The sequence below is a fragment of the Caulobacter sp. Root1455 genome (assembly GCF_001426905.1).
Lineage (GTDB): Bacteria > Pseudomonadota > Alphaproteobacteria > Caulobacterales > Caulobacteraceae > Caulobacter.
The window spans coordinates 1-14,005 of the sequence record NZ_LMFQ01000021.1 but is presented as its reverse complement, the minus strand read 5'-3'; the positions used below and the strand labels follow the sequence as shown (position 1 = coordinate 14,005).

The window sequence follows — 14,005 nt, the reverse complement described above, 5'->3', positions numbered from 1 at the left end:
GTTAGTTCACCGGCTGGGGCTGCGCCGGCGGCGGGTTGATGTTCGGGTCGGCCGAGGGGGCCAGGGTGTCGTCGCGCGACAGGGCGGTGCGGTCGGCGGCGTCGTGCGCGGCCTGGGCGGCGTTGGCCGCGGTGGCCTCGGTCGAGCGGCGGGCGCTGTCGGCGGCGGCGCTGGCGTCGCGGGCGGCTTGCTGGGCGACGATGGTGGCCTGGGCGGCCCCGGTCTGCGCGCCTTCGAGATTGCCGACGACGCGGCCCTGCTCCTGGGCCTGAGCGATCTGGTCCTGGCTGGGCGTGCGGGCCCCGACGGTCAGCATGAAGGCGATGGCGACCACGGCGACGATGGCCACGGCCCCAGCCACGAACCAGCCCGTGGCTCCGCCCTCGCGACGGACGTGCACCACCTGTTCGGGCGGTGGGCCTTGGGGATCGACATAGGTCATGACGTTGCTCCTGGAGCGGGTGTGTCCCGGCAGGAGAAACGTGGGGGAGAGGAAGGGTGTTCCGTATTTCCGAAACCCTCTCCCGAGGGTGAGGGTGTCTGTCTTACGGCCGCTGCAGCACCAGCGCCGCCCAGGCGTCGCGGTGGATGCGGTTGACCACCTTGAAGCCGCGCGAAACGTAGGCGGCCTTGACCATCCGTTCCTGAGTGCGCAGCAGGCCCGACAGGATCACCGTACCGCCGGGAACCAGGGCGTTCTTGATGTCCTGGGCCAGGCTGACCAGCGGGCGGGCCAGGATGTTGGCGAACACCAGGTCGTAGGGGGCGTTGTCGGTCACCAGCCGGTTGGACAGGCCCGAGGCGTGGACGAACCGGGCGTTGGCGCGGTTGACCTTGGCGTTCTCCTTGGAGATCCGCACGCTGGGCTTGTCGATGTCGGTGCCGACCGCGATCCTCGATCCAGTCCGCGCGGCAGCGATGGCGAGGAGCCCCGTGCCCGCCCCCACGTCGAGCACCTTGTTGAACTTCCGGGCCTTGATCAGCTTGTCGTAGGCCATCAGGCAGCCGACGGTCGTGCCGTGATGGCCGGTGCCGAACGCCGCGCCCGCTTCGATGCGCAGGTTGACCGTGCTGGCCGGCAGGCGGCCGCGGTCGTGCATGCCGTAGACGAAGAACCGGCCCGCGCGCACCGGCGGCAGGCCCGACAACGCCATGGCCAGCCAGTCGGCGTCGGCCAGGCGCTCACGCACCACCTTCAGCGGATAGCCGGCCAGCACGTCCAGCAGGCCCGCGTCTTCCTCGTCGGTGGTCGGGAAGGCGTCGATGCGCCAGAGGCCCTTGTCCTCGTCCTCTTCGAGGATCGAGTAGGTCGCGCCCTCGAGGCCGGGGTGGTTGTCGATGGCGTCGGCGGCGGCTTCGGCGTCGGCGCGCGCGCCGCGGGCGACGATCTGCTGGGGCGTGTAGTCGGTCATGCCGCTCCAGTAGCCGCCTAAGCGGCGAAAGGCGAGACCGCGCGCTTGCCAAATGTAGGCTGGAACGCCGGGCGGCGAGCCGGCGCGGGCGTCCGGATCTCCGGCGCGGCTTCGGGCGGAGCCAGGCTCCAGGTCAGGGGCGGGGCGGCGAACAGCGGGCGGCGGGCGGCCTTTTCAGGCTGCACGCCCGGCGCCCACACCGGTCCCAACAGCCGCGCCACCGCCGCGCAGGCCAGGGCCCAGGCGATGCCGTTGCGCTCGAGGATGAAGCTCTCGGAGAAGGTGGTCATCAGGAAGATGGCCAGGAACAGGGTCGCCCAATAGCCGTCCTGCACGGCGCGGTGGCGAAACAGCGCGACCAGCAACGATCCGCCCAGCACCAGGGCGCAGAGGCCCACTCCGATCCAGCCCAGCTGGGCCAGGATGTCGAGCCAGCCGTTGTGGGCGGTGGGCACCAGCCAGCCGGTCTCCTTGCGGATCCATTGGGCCGGATGGGACTCCAGCGTCCAGAACACCGCATAGCCGTAGCCGGTCAGCGGATGCTTGGCCGACTGGCGCAGCACGGCGGCCCAGATGTCGGTGCGGCCGGTCAGGGTGGGGTCCTTGCCCAGGGCCTTGAACACCAGTTCTGGCGCCAGCCACATCGTCATCACCGCCACGCCGACCACGGTCACGCCCAGCCAGACCACGATCACCGCCGTGGCCGGCCCGCGGCGCATGGCCGCCAGCAGCATCGAACCGGCCAGGCCCATCAGCAGCACGACCAGCGAGGTCTTGGACTTGGTCATCACGATCAGCGCCGCGCACAGCAGGATCGTGACGACCATCTGCTTGCGCCGGGGCGAGCCGGCCAGGATCGCGGCGATGGCGGCCATGGCGCCGTAGACCATCATCGCGCCCATCTGGTTCTTCTCGTACCAGAGGCCGCGCCAGTCGCCGGCGTTGACGTCGTGATGGACGCCCATCTTGGGATAGACCACCGCCGCCAGTCCGCCGCCGATGGCCAGGAACAGGAAGGTCGTGGCGATGATCTCGGCCATCCGCCGCCCGTCGAAGCTGGCCGCGAAATAGAGGCCGAAGAGGGTGGTGAAGGCCGCGGCCAGGGCTCGGCGGTTGGTCGTGCCCGGGTCCAGCGACCACGAGGCCGAGGCGAACAGCCAGAAGATCAGCAGGCTGAGCATGATGGCGGGAAACCAGAACCGCATCACGCGCGGCGCGCGCCAGGCGGCCAGGCCCAGGATCAGGCCGTAGACCGGCAGCCACATCAGCCTCAGCAGCGGCATATCCTCGCCGCCGGCCTGCAGCGGGTCAAGCAGCGGGCCGATGAAGGCGTTGGACAGCATGAACAGCACAAGACCGCAGGCCAGGGCTTCCAGCCTGCGCCAGACGTCGGGCCGATCGCCGTCCTGTTGTTGTGCGTCCACCACTGCGATCCCTGTCCTGGCGCGAAATGGAACACGCGCCGCGGCCTGGAGCGGTTGGCTGCAAGGGGAAGGCCGTCCTGGGTCTCTAGTAGGCGGCCATGTCGACGGGGGCGGGGGCGTCGGAGGCGTCAGGCGCGTCGATCGCCTCGGGGGCTTCCGGCGGACCCGGCGCATCCTCCGGCAGGCGGGTGTTCAGGATGTCGCCGCTGGTCGACGGCCAGGTTCGCTCGTCCGCTCGCGCCAGCTGGACGGGCCGCGCCTGGGGCGTCGGCTCGGTCCACGTGACCGGGACATATTCGGGGACCTCGTAGGACGCCACGACCACCGGCGGTTCCCGATACTGCTGGGCGCGCAGGAAGTCGGTGCCGATCACGTAGTCGGGAACCTTGCCGCGGGGCCAGGCGATCGGTTCGGCCTGGGCATACGAGCTCTCGGCCGCGAAGGCGGTTTCGGTCTGCGGCGCGGTCTGAGGACCGATCTTCAGGATCAGCCCGCCCGCCAGCCCGATCGTCAAGGCGATGGCGGCGCCGATCAGGGCGGGGCGATGGGGAAGGAGATCTGCGGGGTCCATACCAACAGAAGTGCGTTGGACGGCAAAACGTTCGACCCTGGTCATGCGAATGCTTGCCCGGGCGCGTGACGAGCGCCGAAAACCGGCATCCACTTTCGGCTGTCACGCTTTAGGCTGCGACTCGCCGACAGGGAAAATCGACATGCCAAGCCGTCATATGCTCCGCGACCGGGCCTCGGGGGGACATGCGCGAGTCACCTATGTCGAGCTGTTCTTCGACCTGGTGTTCGTGTTCGCGATCACCCAGCTGTCGCACGGCCTGATGGAGCATCCGACGTTGGCGCGGGTGGTCGAGACCGGGCTGCTGCTGATGGCCGTCTGGTGGGCGTGGATCTTCACCGCCTGGGTCACCAACTGGCTGGATCCCGAGCGGAAGCCGGTGCGGATCATGCTGTTCGCGGTGATGGTGGTTGGCATGGTCCTGACCATGTCGATCCCCAAGGCGTTCGGCGAGCGCGGCCTGATCTTCGCCGCGGCGTTCGTGGCGATCCAACTGGGGCGCAGCGTGTTCACGGCCTGGGCCATGCGCGGCCATCCCTTCCAGAGCCGCAACTTCATCCGGATATCCGCCTGGTTCGGGATGTCGGGCGTGTTGTGGATCGCCGGCGGCCTGGCCGTGGACGGCGCGCGCCTGGCGCTCTGGGGCGGGGCGATCATCCTGGAATACATCTCGCCGGCTTTGGGATTCTGGACGCCGGCCCTGGGGCGGGCTCGCGCCGAGGAATGGGACGTCGAGGGCGGCCATCTGGCCGAGCGCTGCGCCCTGTTCACGATCATCGCCCTGGGCGAGTCGATTCTGGTCATGGGAGCGACAACCGCGACCCTGGCTTGGACGCCGATGGTGATCGCCGCCTTCCTGGCCGCCTTCGCCGGCAGCCTGGCCATGTGGTGGATCTATTTCGCGGTCACCGCCGAGGCGGCCAGCGAGGCGATCAGCCGGTCGCGAAACCCCGGACAGGTGGCGCGGATGGCCTACACCTACATCCACCTGCTGCCGATCGCCGGGATCATCGTCACCGCGGTGGCCGACGAATGGACCATCCACCATCCGCTGGGCCATGCCGACCTGAAGACCGTCGCCGCCCTGATCGGCGGACCGTTGCTGTTCCTGCTGGGCGGCCTGCTGTTCAAGCGAGCTGTGTTTCGCCGGTGGTCGCCGTCGCGGGGCATGGGGCTGCTGGCCCTTGTGGCGCTGGCGCCGGTCAGTCCGATGCTCAGTCCGCTGGCGCTGTCGATCGCCACGACGCTGGTGCTGGCGGGGGTGGCGGCCTGGGAGAGCCTGGCCCTGCGTGCCCCGGTCAATCCCTAGACGGTCAGCGCCGCGTTCGTCGCCCGCACCAGACCGTCGATGATCCCCGGCTCGGTCGAGGCGTGGCCCGCGTCCCAGACGATCTCGAACTTGGCTTCGGGCCAGGCCCTGTGCAACGACCAGGCGCTGTCGAGCGGGGTCACCACGTCGAAACGGCCCTGGACGATCCAGGCCGGGATGTGGCGGATCTTGTCGATGTTCTTCAGGATCCAGCCGTCCTCCTCGAAGAACCCGCCGTTGGTGAAGAAGTGGCACTCGATCCGGGCGAAGGCGATGGCGAAGTCTTCTTCGTTGAACTTCGGGGGCCGGGCTTCGGGGCCTCGAAGCGAGATGGTGTCGCCCTCCCACTGGCTCCACGCTCCGGCCGCCTCGGCCTGGATGCGGCGGTCGGGATGGGTCAGGCGGCGGTGATAGGCGGCCATCAGGTCGCCGCGCTCCTCGACCGGGATCGGGGCCAGGAACCGCTCCCAGGCGTCCGGAAACAGCATCGAGGCGCCGTCCTGGTAGAACCAGCGCAGCTCCTTCTGGGTCAGCAGGAAGATGCCCCGCAGCACCAGGCCCTCGACGCGGTCGGGGTGGGCGATGGCGTAGGCCAGGGCCAGGGTCGAGCCCCATGAGCCGCCGAACACGGTCCACTTCTCGATCCCCAGATGCTCGCGCAGCCGCTCGATGTCGGCGATCAGGCTCCAGGTGGTGTTGTCCTCGAGGCTGGCGTTCGGGCGCGAACGGCCGCAGCCGCGCTGGTCGAACAGGGCCATGCGCCATTTGCTGGGGTCGAAGAACCGCCGCATGGTCGGGTTGACCGCCCCGCCCGGACCGCCGTGCAGGATCACCGCCGGCTTGCCGCGCGGCGCGCCGCATTCCTCGTAATAGATCTCGTGTGGACCATCCGTGCTCAGCCAGCCGAACGAGAAGGGCTCGATGTCGCGAAACAGGCCGCGGCGACCGGTGGCGGACATGGGGGTGGCGGAAGCGTTGCGATCCATGGCGCAACCCTAAACCCGTTTCGGGGGGCGAGGGAACGGCGGGAGGGGTTCATTTCCCCCCTTCGGTCGCGTATCGGACGGGAATGATCGCGCGACTCCTTCCGACCCTGAGCCGGCCGACCCCAGCCCGGTGGCTCGATATCGGTCGCGGCGGTCTCGGCGCCTTGCTGGGCCTTTTGGCCGCCGGCCTGCTCGCCAGGATGATCGCCGGGGGCGCGCCCCTGACCTCGCCCCTGCTGATCGCGCCGATCGGGGCCTCGGCCGTGCTGGTCTTCGCCGTGCCCGCCAGTCCGCTGGCCCAGCCGCATTCGGTGGTGTTCGGCAACGTCCTGTCGGCCCTGGTCGGCATCGCCTGCGCGCAGCTGTTCCATGGCGCGCCGTTCGTCGGTCCTCTGGCGGTGGGCGTGGCCATCGCGGCGATGTCCCTGGCCGGCTGTCTCCACCCGCCCGGCGGCGCCGTGGCCCTGATCTGCGCCCTGGCCGGGCCGGAGCTGACCAAGGCTGGCTGGATGTTCGCGCTCACCCCGGTGGGTCTGGACTCGCTGCTGCTGGTTATCGCCGGCATGGCGTTTCACCGGGTGACCGGACACACCTATCCGCACCGCGCGCCGGTCGCCGCCATCAACCCGCACAAGACCAGCGACGCTCCGCCCGGCGCGCGGGCCGGCTTCACGGCCGGCGACCTGGACGCCGCCCTGGCCCAGTACGGCGAACTGCTGGACGTCAGCCGTGACGACCTCGACGCCCTGTTCCGCCAGGTCGAGCTGCGGGCCCACCAGCGGCTACACGCCCAGATCCTGTGCGGCGACATCATGTCGGTCGACGTCATCGCCGTGGACCCGCAGCAGTCCTGCGAAAGCGCGCTGCTCTACATGCAGGAGCACGATCTGCGCACCGCGCCCGTGGTCGACGCCGCCCGCAAGGTCCTGGGGCTGGTGCGGCGCGCCGAGCTGCAGGCCAACCGCCGGCGCAAGGTCGAGACGGTGATCGACCCGTTCGTCCACCGCGTGCGCGAGACCACGCCGATCCAGGCCCTGCTGCCCCTACTGTCGAGCGGCGCGGTGCACGAGGCGGTGGTGGTCGACGCCGACCGCACCCTCAAGGGCATCGTCACCCAGACCGACCTGCTGGCGGTGCTGTATCGCGCTCACGTGGTCGAGGCCATGGCCGGCCAGGGCTAGAGTCCGTCCGCCATCGCAACCCCCACCGCTTTTCCGTATTCTCCCGAGTCATGAACAACCCCGAAGACCTCAGCGACGAAGAGCTGCTGGACATGCTGACCCCGCGCCAGCTGGCCGAGCTGGACCGCGCGATCGCCGAGATGATGGGCCCCGAGGGCCTGGACAAGGTCATCTCCCTGCAGGTGATGGCCCAGCTCTACACCGTGCGCGCCACCGAGCGCGACGAGGTCTCGGCCCTGGCCATGCTGCAGATGGCGGCGGCGATGCGACGTCGCGCGGAGATTTTGGCCGAACAGCAGAGGTAGGAACCGTCCCCAAATTCCGCTCATCCCGGCGAATGCCGGGATGAGCGGGATATTTTAGTTCGGGAACCGCCGCCCCAGCCAGTCGATCAGCAGCGCGTTCACCCGCTCGGGCGCTTCCTGCTGGGTCCAGTGGCCGCTGCCCTCGACCAGCACCTTCTCCAGGTCCGAGATCTGGTCGCCCATGCGGTCGGCCAGGGAAGGCGGCAGCACCACGTCGTGCTCGGCCATGATCATCAGGCAGGGGATCCCGTCGATCCGCGTCGGCAGGTGCTCGGCCCGCTCCCAGTTGCGCACGAAGTTGCGGTACCAGTTGATCCCGCCCGTGAAGCCGGTGCGCTGGAAGGTCTCGACGAAGGTCCTCAATTCCTCGGGTTCGAGAAGCTGGGCGGAGGTGTCGGCGACGTTGAAGCGAGCCAGGCCGTCCTGCAGCGCCAGCGAGCGCCCTCCGGTCTCGCCGCTGGTGAAGGCGGCCTGCACGCCGGTCGGCTTGCGCATGAAATAGCGCATGGTCTTTTCGACGTCGGCGGCCAGCTGGGCGTCGGCCACGCCGGGCTTCTGGAAGTGGACGATGTACATGTCGTCGCCGAACGCGTTGCGGAACGCGGTGATCGGATCGACCGGCAGGCGCGGCAGGAACGGCGTGTTGACGCCCACCACGCCGGCGGTCCGGTCCGGATGCATCAGCGGCATCTGCCAGACGACCAGGCCGCCCCAATCATGACCGCAGAACACCGCCTTCGGGACGCCCAGGTGGTCCAGCAGCCCGACCAGGTCGCCGGTCAGGTGGGCCATGTCGTAGTCCTCGACCGCGTCGGGCCGGTCGGTCAGGCCGTAGCCGCGCTGGTCGGGAACGATCACCCAGCGGCCGGCCGCCGCCAGGGCCGCGATCTGCCATCGCCAGGAATACGAGAACTCCGGGAAGCCGTGACACAGCACGATCGGGGTGCCGACCCGCGGCCCCGCTTCGTAATAAGCCATGCGGATCCCGTTGATCTGGGCGAACGCGGGCTCGGGCATCGGCGGCGCGAGACGGGTCATGGCGTTTCCTGCTTATGTTATTGGCGATCACCTTGCAGGCGGACGTCCCGCCGGGCAAGGCCGCGATTCGTACGGTCAAGGACTTACCCCTGCGGAAAACAAGCGTAAAAGCGCGGCCATGACCGACAACCCACAGTCCGCGCCCGCCGCCACGCCCTGGCGGCTCGTCCTGATGTTGGGCGCGCTGACCGCCTTCGCGCCGATGTCGATCGACATGTACCTGTCGAGCATGCCGGACATCGGCCGGACCCTGCACGCGGGGGCCGACGACGTTCAGGCCACCCTGGCGGCGTTCTTCGCCGGCATGGCGATCGGCCAGTTCCTGTACGGCCCGGCCTCGGACCGGTTCGGACGCCGGCTTCCCCTGTTGGTGGGCATCGGCATCTATGTGGCAGCCTCGGTGGTCTGCGCGATGGCGTCGGCGATCGAGGTGCTGATCGCCGCCCGTTTCGTCCAGGCCCTGGGCGGCTGCGCGGGGGCGGTGATCGCCCGAGCGGTGGTGCGCGACAAGTTCAACCACGCCGACACGGCCAGGGTGCTGTCGCTGATGACGCTGATCATGGGCCTGGCGCCCGTGCTGGCTCCGCAGTTCGGCGGCGTCGTGCAGTTCTTCGCCGGCTGGCGCGGCGTGTTCTGGACGCTGGCGGTCTTCGGCCTGCTGATCGGCCTGTGGATCGCGCTGAGCCTGGCGGAATCGCGGTCGGAGGCCACGGCGGCCCAGGCGCGCTCCGAGAACCCGTTCCGCGCCTATTTCGCGCTGCTGCGCCAGAAGCGGCTGGTCGGCTACGGCGTGGCCGGGGCCCTGAACGGCGCGACCCTGTTCACCTACATCTCGACCGCGCCGGACCTGGTGATGGGGACCTACGGTCACGCGCCGCTGGTGTTCAACATCATCTTCGCCTTCAACGCCGTGGGCATCATCGGGGCCAGTCAGGTCAACCGCCTGCTGCTGCGCCGCGCCACGCCCGACCAGGTGCTGGTGCGGGCCAGCATCGCCTCGATCCTCGCCGCCTTCCTGCTGGTCGCCGCCGCCTATAGCGGCCTGGGCGGTCAGTTCACCGTCCTGCCGTTGCTGTTCGCGGCGCTGTCGAGCTACGGCCTGATGGCCGGCAACACCATGGCCGGGGCGCTGAGCGTCGATCCCAGCCGGGCGGGCTCGACCTCGGCCCTGATGGGCGGGGCTTCGTTCGGGGCGGGCGCCTTGGCCTCCTGGGTCGGCGGCCTGCTGCACGACGGCACGGCCAGGCCCGTGGCGGCGGTGATGTTCGTCTGTCTGCTGGGGTCGAGCCTGGCGATCTTCCTGCTGGCGGTCCCCAAGGACCGGCGCGGCAAGGCGGCGGCCTAGGTTTCGCGATCCTGGTTGACGCCGCCCGCGCGCCAGGCCAGCAGCAGCCAGCCGGCCAGGAAGCACAGGCCGCCGAACGGCGTGACCATGCCCATGATCCGCGGCGCGCCGAACGCCAGGGCGTACAGCGAGCCCGAGAACAGCACGGTTCCGATCAGGAACAGGGCAGGGGTCGTCAGGCCCGTCTTGCCGCCCGCCTTGCGCACGGCCAGCCAGCCGAAGACCGCCAGGGCGTGGGTCATCTGATAGAGCGAGCCGGTGTGCAGCAGTTCGGCCGCCCGGGCATCCTTGGCGCCGTGCGCCGCGAAGGCGCCGAAGGCGACGGCCAGGAAGCCGCTGAGCGCCGCCAGGCGGACGACGAGCGCCGGGCCGCGCATCACTTGGGCCTGTTGTGCGCGGCCAGGTCGTCCGGCGTGATGTCCAGGAACGACGGCATGGCGGCGTTGTAGGCGTCGGTCTTGTGCAGGTCGATGACCACGCTGCGGTGGCCTTCCCAGACCATGTGCAGGGCGACGTAGAGCACGATGGCCAGGCCGATGAAGCCGATCCAGCGGTGCTTGTGCAGCAGATTGGCGATGGCGGTGGCGGCCAGGCCCATCAGGACGATCGACAGCAACAGGCCGAACACCAGGATGGTCGGATGCTCGCGGGCGGCGCCGGCCACGGCCAGCACGTTGTCCAGCGACATCGAGACGTCGGCGATCAACACCTGCAGGAAGGCCTGCTTGAAGCTCTTGACCGGCCTGGCCTTGGGCTCGGTGGTCGGGTCGTCGTCCAGGCAGGCCATGGCGTCCGTCTGGTCGTGGGTGATCTGCTCGCGCAGTTCGCGCCACATCTTCCAGCACACCCACAGCAGCAGGATGCCGCCGGCCAGCAGAAGGCCGATCACCCCCAGCAACCAGGTGGTGATCAGGGCGAAGCTGATGCGCAGCACCACGGCCGCGCCCAGGCCATAGAGAATGACCTTCTTGCGGTCCTGGGCGGGCAGGCCGCCGGCCGCCAGACCCACGGCCACCGCATTGTCGCCCGCCAGGACGAGGTCGATCATCAGAACAGAGAGAAAGGCCGCGAACGGACCGTTCAGTCCGCCCACCTGGGCTATGAGCGCGTCAAACATGCGGCCTCAATGCGGCAGGCGGGCGGGTCTGGCAAGCACCCCCTAGTGAGCGTGGGCAAGTTCCTTGTGATCGGCGTGCGCGTGATGCCCGTGGTCATCGTGGTGATCGTCGCCGTGACCATGGTCGTCATGGCCGTGAGCGTGATCGTCGTGGCCATGGGCGTCGTGGTGGTCGCCGGCGTGGGCGTCGGCATGGTCGTGACCGCTGACAGCCAGGGCCGCCGCGCCCGCCGCCGGGGCGACGTGGTGGTCGTCGTGCCCGTGGTCGTCGTGGTGGTCGCCAGCGTGGGCGTCATGGCCATGATCAGCGTGGCCGTGGCCATGATCCTCGTGGCCGCTGAGGTTCAGGACCTTGGGAGCCATCGCCGGCGCGGCGTGGTGGTCGTCGTGGCCGTGAGCGTGGTCGTCGTGAGCATGGTCGTCATGGCCATGATCATCGTGATGGTCAGCTTCGGCGTGGCCATGCCCGTGAGCGTCGTGGCCGTGGTCGTCATGATGGTTGACCGCCCTGGCCACCGCCGCGCCGGCCAGGGCGCCGCCCGCGGCCGCGACCATCGGGTTGACGTAGTTGACCTTGGCGGACGAGAGCGGCGCATCGTGCTCCATCTCGTTGCGGCCGTAGTCGGTCAGGGTGCGGAATTTGCGGCGACGCTCTTCCCGGGCCTTGGCGGCCGAGGCGTTGCGCGCGATCGCCACCAGGATCAGCAGGGCCAGCAGCACCAGCCCGCCGCCTAGCAGCGACTTGCCCGCCACCTTGCCGACGCCGGGCAGGTCGACGGTCTCGTAGCGGCCCAGGTCCGGCATCGCGAACCCGAGTTTGGGCATGGCGAAGTGGAAGCCCTTGGTCTTTTCCTTCACCGCTTCCTGAAGCGGCGCGACCTGCTTGGCGATCGAGCCCAGCGTGAAGCCCTGGGTCGGCTTGGTTCCGTTCAGCTCGACGCCGAAGTCCGACTTCAGCGGGCCCTTGGCCGCGGGGGTCGGCTTGACCTGCCAGGCGAAGGTCGCCGGCTCGCCGGCCTTGACCACGGCGGTCTGGCGACCGTTCGGGGTGATTTCGTAGCCCTGGCCCTGCAGATCGGCATAGGCGCTGGTCTTCTTGGCCGCCTTGGTCAGGCCCAGCTTGGCGGCTTCCTTCTTGATCAGGTCGCCGAGGGTGGCGGGCAGGGACAGGGTGACCTGGCCCTCCTTGCCCTGGGTCAGGCTTTCGGCCGTGGCCAGGGTCGCGCCTTTGGTGGCTTCCGGCGCGACGGCGGCCTGCAGCTTCTCCAGCTTGGTCATCGGCTTGGCCGGGACGGGTTTGGCGGCCGCGACCGGCGCGACGACCGGCTTGGCGGCGACCACCGGCTTCACCGGGGCGGGCGCGGACGCGACGACAGGCTTGGCGGCCGGCTTGGCCGTGGCGACCGGAGCGGGCGCGGCGTGGGCCCGGCGGACCGGCGCGGCGACGGCGCGCGGCGCATAGCGCACGGAACGATGGGTCGCCTTGGGATTGGCGATCGGCTCCATGGCGGTGACCCACGTGCCGTCGGCGCGCCGCCAGGTCTTCAGATTCGGATTGGAGCTGAAGGCGGGCGCCGATGCGGGCGCCGGAGCCGGCGTCGCGGCCGGCGCGGGTCCGCCCAGCAGGCCGTCGGCCGGCGTGGCCTCGGCGGCGGGCGGCGCGCCCATCAGTTCCGGCGTCTGAGCGGCGCCATAGCCTGGCGCGGCCGCGGCGGGCGGCGCCTCGACGGGCTCGCGCGCGCCGCAGCCGGCGATCACCAAAACGCCCACCGCGCAGCCGGCCAGAGCCGTCAAACGGACTTTGTTATGCAACATCGGGTCCCCCGATCCCATGTCTAAACTCTCCGCCAAGCAGTGCTCGCGGTCTTCAAGCTTGAGAGAACCACGTCATCGCGACGAAATCAAAACGGTTAAGAGAGATTCACGAACCGATTTCATCCCTGGAGCGAAATTTCGACGCTTCATAGAGCGCCACAGCCGCCGCGGCGGACACATTCAGGCTTTCGAAGCCCCCCGGCATGGCAATTTTTCCCATGACGTCACAGTGTTCGGCCACCAGCCGGCGCACGCCTTCGCCTTCCGAGCCCAGCACCAGGACCGTCGGGCGGTCGTCCAGCACCTGGTCGAGGGTCTGTTCGGCCTCGCCGGCCAGGGCCACGGCCCGCCAGCCCAGGTCGGCCAGCTCCTCCAGGGCCCGGGACAGATTGACCACGCGCGCGTAGGGGATCTTGTCGACGGCGCCGACGGCGGTCTTGGCCAGCACGCCGGTCAGGGCCGGGGCGTGGCGGTCCTGCAGAATCATTCCCCTGGCCCCGAAGGCGGCGGCCGATCGGAAGATCGCGCCGATGTTCTGCGGGTCGGTGATCTGGTCCAGCATCACCAGCAGGCCCTGGGCCGGCGTTCCCAGGTCGTGGACGCTGAGGGTCTCGGGTTCGTCGATCTTCAGGGCGATCCCCTGATGCACCGCGCCGGCCGGCAGCTGACGGGCGATGTCGGGGCCCTCCATGATCTGCAGGAAGGGCGCGCGGCTCAGATTCGGCGCGAGTCGCTTGGCGCGATCCGGGGTGGCCAGAAGACGTTTCGGAACGGGCCTGGCGGGGTTGGAAAGCGCGGCCTCGACAGCGTGAGTCCCCCAGATCCAGTCCTTGGCGTCGCCCTGACCTTTAGAAAACTTGTTGTTTTCCCGAGGCTTGGAACGAAAATCACGTCCGGGCGAAGAAGGCTTTTTCCGGTCGTTGCGTTCGGAATGAGAGGACACTATAAGACGCGCTCCGATTTGGGGCCCTGAGGGTTTCCAAGAGCCAGGGCGGCGCTGCTTTAGCATCGTCTCACAGGTCTCGAGGAAGCTTTTGTTCCTTTTTCGTGACGGGCGGTCCGCCGCCGGTTTCGAGGATGGAAAGGCCGCTTTGAAGGAACTCTGTCGCGCGCTGGGGGAATGTCCCGAGTGGCAAAGGGGGGGGACTGTAAATCCCCTGGCGTACGCCTTCGCAGGTTCGAGTCCTGCTTCCCCCACCACGCGCGACAAGAGCTCCCAAGAAGCCTGGACCCCAAAGAAGCCAGACCGGGAGCCGATCGCGACCCCGCTAGCTTGGCGGGTATAGCACAATGGTAGTGCAGCAGCCTTCCAAGCTGAGGATGCGGGTTCGATTCCCGCTACCCGCTCCAGCTCCCAACACATATTTCCCAGAAACAAGCCCGCCGGCGCGAAGGTAGAGACGATGGCCAAGGAAAAGTTCGAACGTAACAAGCCGCACTGCAACATCGGCACGATTGGTCACGTTGACCATGGCAAGACGACGTTGACGGCGGCGATCACC

At 69.1% G+C, this 14,005-nt stretch carries 15 protein-coding genes and 2 tRNA genes; 7 read left to right on the top strand and 10 right to left on the bottom strand.

Annotated elements, in window-relative coordinates; genetic code table 11:
* Window position 1 precedes the first annotated feature (1 nt).
* From ASD21_RS12245 to ASD21_RS12230, 4 genes are all read right to left on the bottom strand, one after another.
* Window positions 2-442, bottom strand: a complete 441-nt coding sequence (locus ASD21_RS12245; RefSeq protein WP_056441255.1) for a hypothetical protein — start codon at window positions 440-442, stop codon at window positions 2-4.
* 103 nt (window positions 443-545) lie between these two features.
* On the bottom strand, window positions 546-1,412 hold the full coding sequence (locus ASD21_RS12240) for a 50S ribosomal protein L11 methyltransferase (RefSeq protein WP_056441252.1): 867 nt from the start codon (window positions 1,410-1,412) through the stop codon (window positions 546-548).
* A 17-nt stretch (window positions 1,413-1,429) separates the two neighbouring features.
* Window positions 1,430-2,836, bottom strand: coding sequence for an O-antigen ligase family protein (locus ASD21_RS12235; RefSeq protein WP_056442389.1), 1,407 nt, complete (start codon window positions 2,834-2,836; stop codon window positions 1,430-1,432).
* A gap of 85 nt (window positions 2,837-2,921) precedes the next feature.
* Complete coding sequence (locus ASD21_RS12230) at window positions 2,922-3,407, bottom strand: hypothetical protein (RefSeq protein WP_056441249.1); 486 nt, start codon at window positions 3,405-3,407, stop codon at window positions 2,922-2,924.
* 142 nt (window positions 3,408-3,549) lie between these two features.
* Here ASD21_RS12230 and ASD21_RS12225 point away from each other — a divergent pair, with 142 nt between their 5' ends.
* Window positions 3,550-4,716: a low temperature requirement protein A gene (locus ASD21_RS12225; protein WP_056441244.1), complete on the top strand. Its 1,167-nt coding sequence runs from the start codon at window positions 3,550-3,552 to the stop codon at window positions 4,714-4,716.
* Here the strand turns inward: ASD21_RS12225 and pip are convergent.
* Window positions 4,713-5,702, bottom strand: coding sequence for a prolyl aminopeptidase (gene pip / locus ASD21_RS12220; RefSeq protein ID WP_056441241.1), 990 nt, complete (start codon window positions 5,700-5,702; stop codon window positions 4,713-4,715). The genes ASD21_RS12225 and pip overlap by 4 nt on opposite strands.
* Window positions 5,703-5,785: 83 nt before the next feature.
* On the opposite strand from pip, the gene ASD21_RS12215 reads away from it, so the two are divergent.
* Both ASD21_RS12215 and ASD21_RS12210 read left to right on the top strand, forming a co-directional pair.
* The gene (locus ASD21_RS12215; RefSeq protein WP_056441238.1) at window positions 5,786-6,883 is read left to right on the top strand and encodes an HPP family protein; all 1,098 of its coding nucleotides are present in this window, start codon (window positions 5,786-5,788) and stop codon (window positions 6,881-6,883) included.
* A 50-nt stretch (window positions 6,884-6,933) separates the two neighbouring features.
* A complete protein-coding gene (locus ASD21_RS12210) occupies window positions 6,934-7,188 on the top strand; it encodes a hypothetical protein (protein ID WP_056441235.1) in 255 nt (84 codons plus the stop codon).
* A 54-nt stretch (window positions 7,189-7,242) separates the two neighbouring features.
* On the opposite strand, the gene ASD21_RS12205 is transcribed toward ASD21_RS12210, so the two are convergent.
* A complete protein-coding gene (locus ASD21_RS12205) occupies window positions 7,243-8,226 on the bottom strand; it encodes an alpha/beta fold hydrolase (protein ID WP_056441232.1) in 984 nt (327 codons plus the stop codon).
* Between the two features lie 118 nt (window positions 8,227-8,344).
* Here ASD21_RS12205 and ASD21_RS12200 point away from each other — a divergent pair, with 118 nt between their 5' ends.
* Window positions 8,345-9,571: a multidrug effflux MFS transporter gene (locus tag ASD21_RS12200; RefSeq protein WP_056441229.1), complete on the top strand. Its 1,227-nt coding sequence runs from the start codon at window positions 8,345-8,347 to the stop codon at window positions 9,569-9,571.
* Here the strand turns inward: ASD21_RS12200 and ASD21_RS12195 are convergent.
* From ASD21_RS12195 to rlmB, 4 genes are all read right to left on the bottom strand, one after another.
* Window positions 9,568-9,948 (bottom strand): DUF423 domain-containing protein, encoded by a 381-nt coding sequence (locus ASD21_RS12195; protein WP_056441226.1) that lies wholly within the window; start codon window positions 9,946-9,948, stop codon window positions 9,568-9,570. The two genes, ASD21_RS12200 and ASD21_RS12195, sit on opposite strands and share 4 nt — an antisense overlap.
* A complete protein-coding gene (locus ASD21_RS12190; RefSeq protein ID WP_056441222.1) occupies window positions 9,948-10,688 on the bottom strand; it encodes a TerC family protein in 741 nt (246 codons plus the stop codon). Before ASD21_RS12190 ends, ASD21_RS12195 begins: the two co-directional genes overlap by 1 nt.
* 42 nt (window positions 10,689-10,730) lie before the next feature.
* On the bottom strand, window positions 10,731-12,503 hold the full coding sequence (gene stpX, locus ASD21_RS12185) for a stalk-specific protein StpX (RefSeq protein WP_235524880.1): 1,773 nt from the start codon (window positions 12,501-12,503) through the stop codon (window positions 10,731-10,733).
* Between the two features lie 106 nt (window positions 12,504-12,609).
* Window positions 12,610-13,446 (bottom strand): 23S rRNA (guanosine(2251)-2'-O)-methyltransferase RlmB, encoded by an 837-nt coding sequence (rlmB, locus tag ASD21_RS12180; RefSeq protein WP_056441213.1) that lies wholly within the window; start codon window positions 13,444-13,446, stop codon window positions 12,610-12,612.
* Between the two features lie 171 nt (window positions 13,447-13,617).
* Between rlmB and ASD21_RS12175 the strand changes: the two genes are divergently transcribed.
* The 3 genes from ASD21_RS12175 to ASD21_RS23355 all read left to right on the top strand — a co-directional run.
* Window positions 13,618-13,703: transfer RNA gene (locus tag ASD21_RS12175), tRNA-Tyr, on the top strand.
* Between the two features lie 76 nt (window positions 13,704-13,779).
* Window positions 13,780-13,853: transfer RNA gene (locus ASD21_RS12170), tRNA-Gly, on the top strand.
* Window positions 13,854-13,906: 53 nt separating this feature from the next.
* A partial coding sequence (locus ASD21_RS23355; RefSeq protein WP_199225306.1) for a GTP-binding protein occupies window positions 13,907-14,005 on the top strand: 99 nt, incomplete at its 3' end.

Excerpts from the sequence above, each read along its gene's own strand:
- ASD21_RS12225 (WP_056441244.1), top strand. The coding sequence starts at position 3,550 with ATGCCAAGCCGTCATATGCTCCGCGACCGGGCCTCGGGGGGACATGCG.
- ASD21_RS12205 (WP_056441232.1), bottom strand. The coding sequence starts at position 8,226 with ATGACCCGTCTCGCGCCGCCGATGCCCGAGCCCGCGTTCGCCCAGATC.
- ASD21_RS12245 (WP_056441255.1), bottom strand. The coding sequence starts at position 442 with ATGACCTATGTCGATCCCCAAGGCCCACCGCCCGAACAGGTGGTGCAC.
- ASD21_RS12210 (WP_056441235.1), top strand. The coding sequence starts at position 6,934 with ATGAACAACCCCGAAGACCTCAGCGACGAAGAGCTGCTGGACATGCTG.
- ASD21_RS12240 (WP_056441252.1), bottom strand. The coding sequence starts at position 1,412 with ATGACCGACTACACGCCCCAGCAGATCGTCGCCCGCGGCGCGCGCGCC.
- ASD21_RS12200 (WP_056441229.1), top strand. The coding sequence starts at position 8,345 with ATGACCGACAACCCACAGTCCGCGCCCGCCGCCACGCCCTGGCGGCTC.
- ASD21_RS12190 (WP_056441222.1), bottom strand. The coding sequence starts at position 10,688 with ATGTTTGACGCGCTCATAGCCCAGGTGGGCGGACTGAACGGTCCGTTC.
- stpX (WP_235524880.1), bottom strand. The coding sequence starts at position 12,503 with ATGTTGCATAACAAAGTCCGTTTGACGGCTCTGGCCGGCTGCGCGGTG.
- ASD21_RS12195 (WP_056441226.1), bottom strand. The coding sequence starts at position 9,948 with ATGCGCGGCCCGGCGCTCGTCGTCCGCCTGGCGGCGCTCAGCGGCTTC.
- ASD21_RS12215 (WP_056441238.1), top strand. The coding sequence starts at position 5,786 with ATGATCGCGCGACTCCTTCCGACCCTGAGCCGGCCGACCCCAGCCCGG.
- ASD21_RS12230 (WP_056441249.1), bottom strand. The coding sequence starts at position 3,407 with ATGGACCCCGCAGATCTCCTTCCCCATCGCCCCGCCCTGATCGGCGCC.
- pip (WP_056441241.1), bottom strand. The coding sequence starts at position 5,702 with ATGGATCGCAACGCTTCCGCCACCCCCATGTCCGCCACCGGTCGCCGC.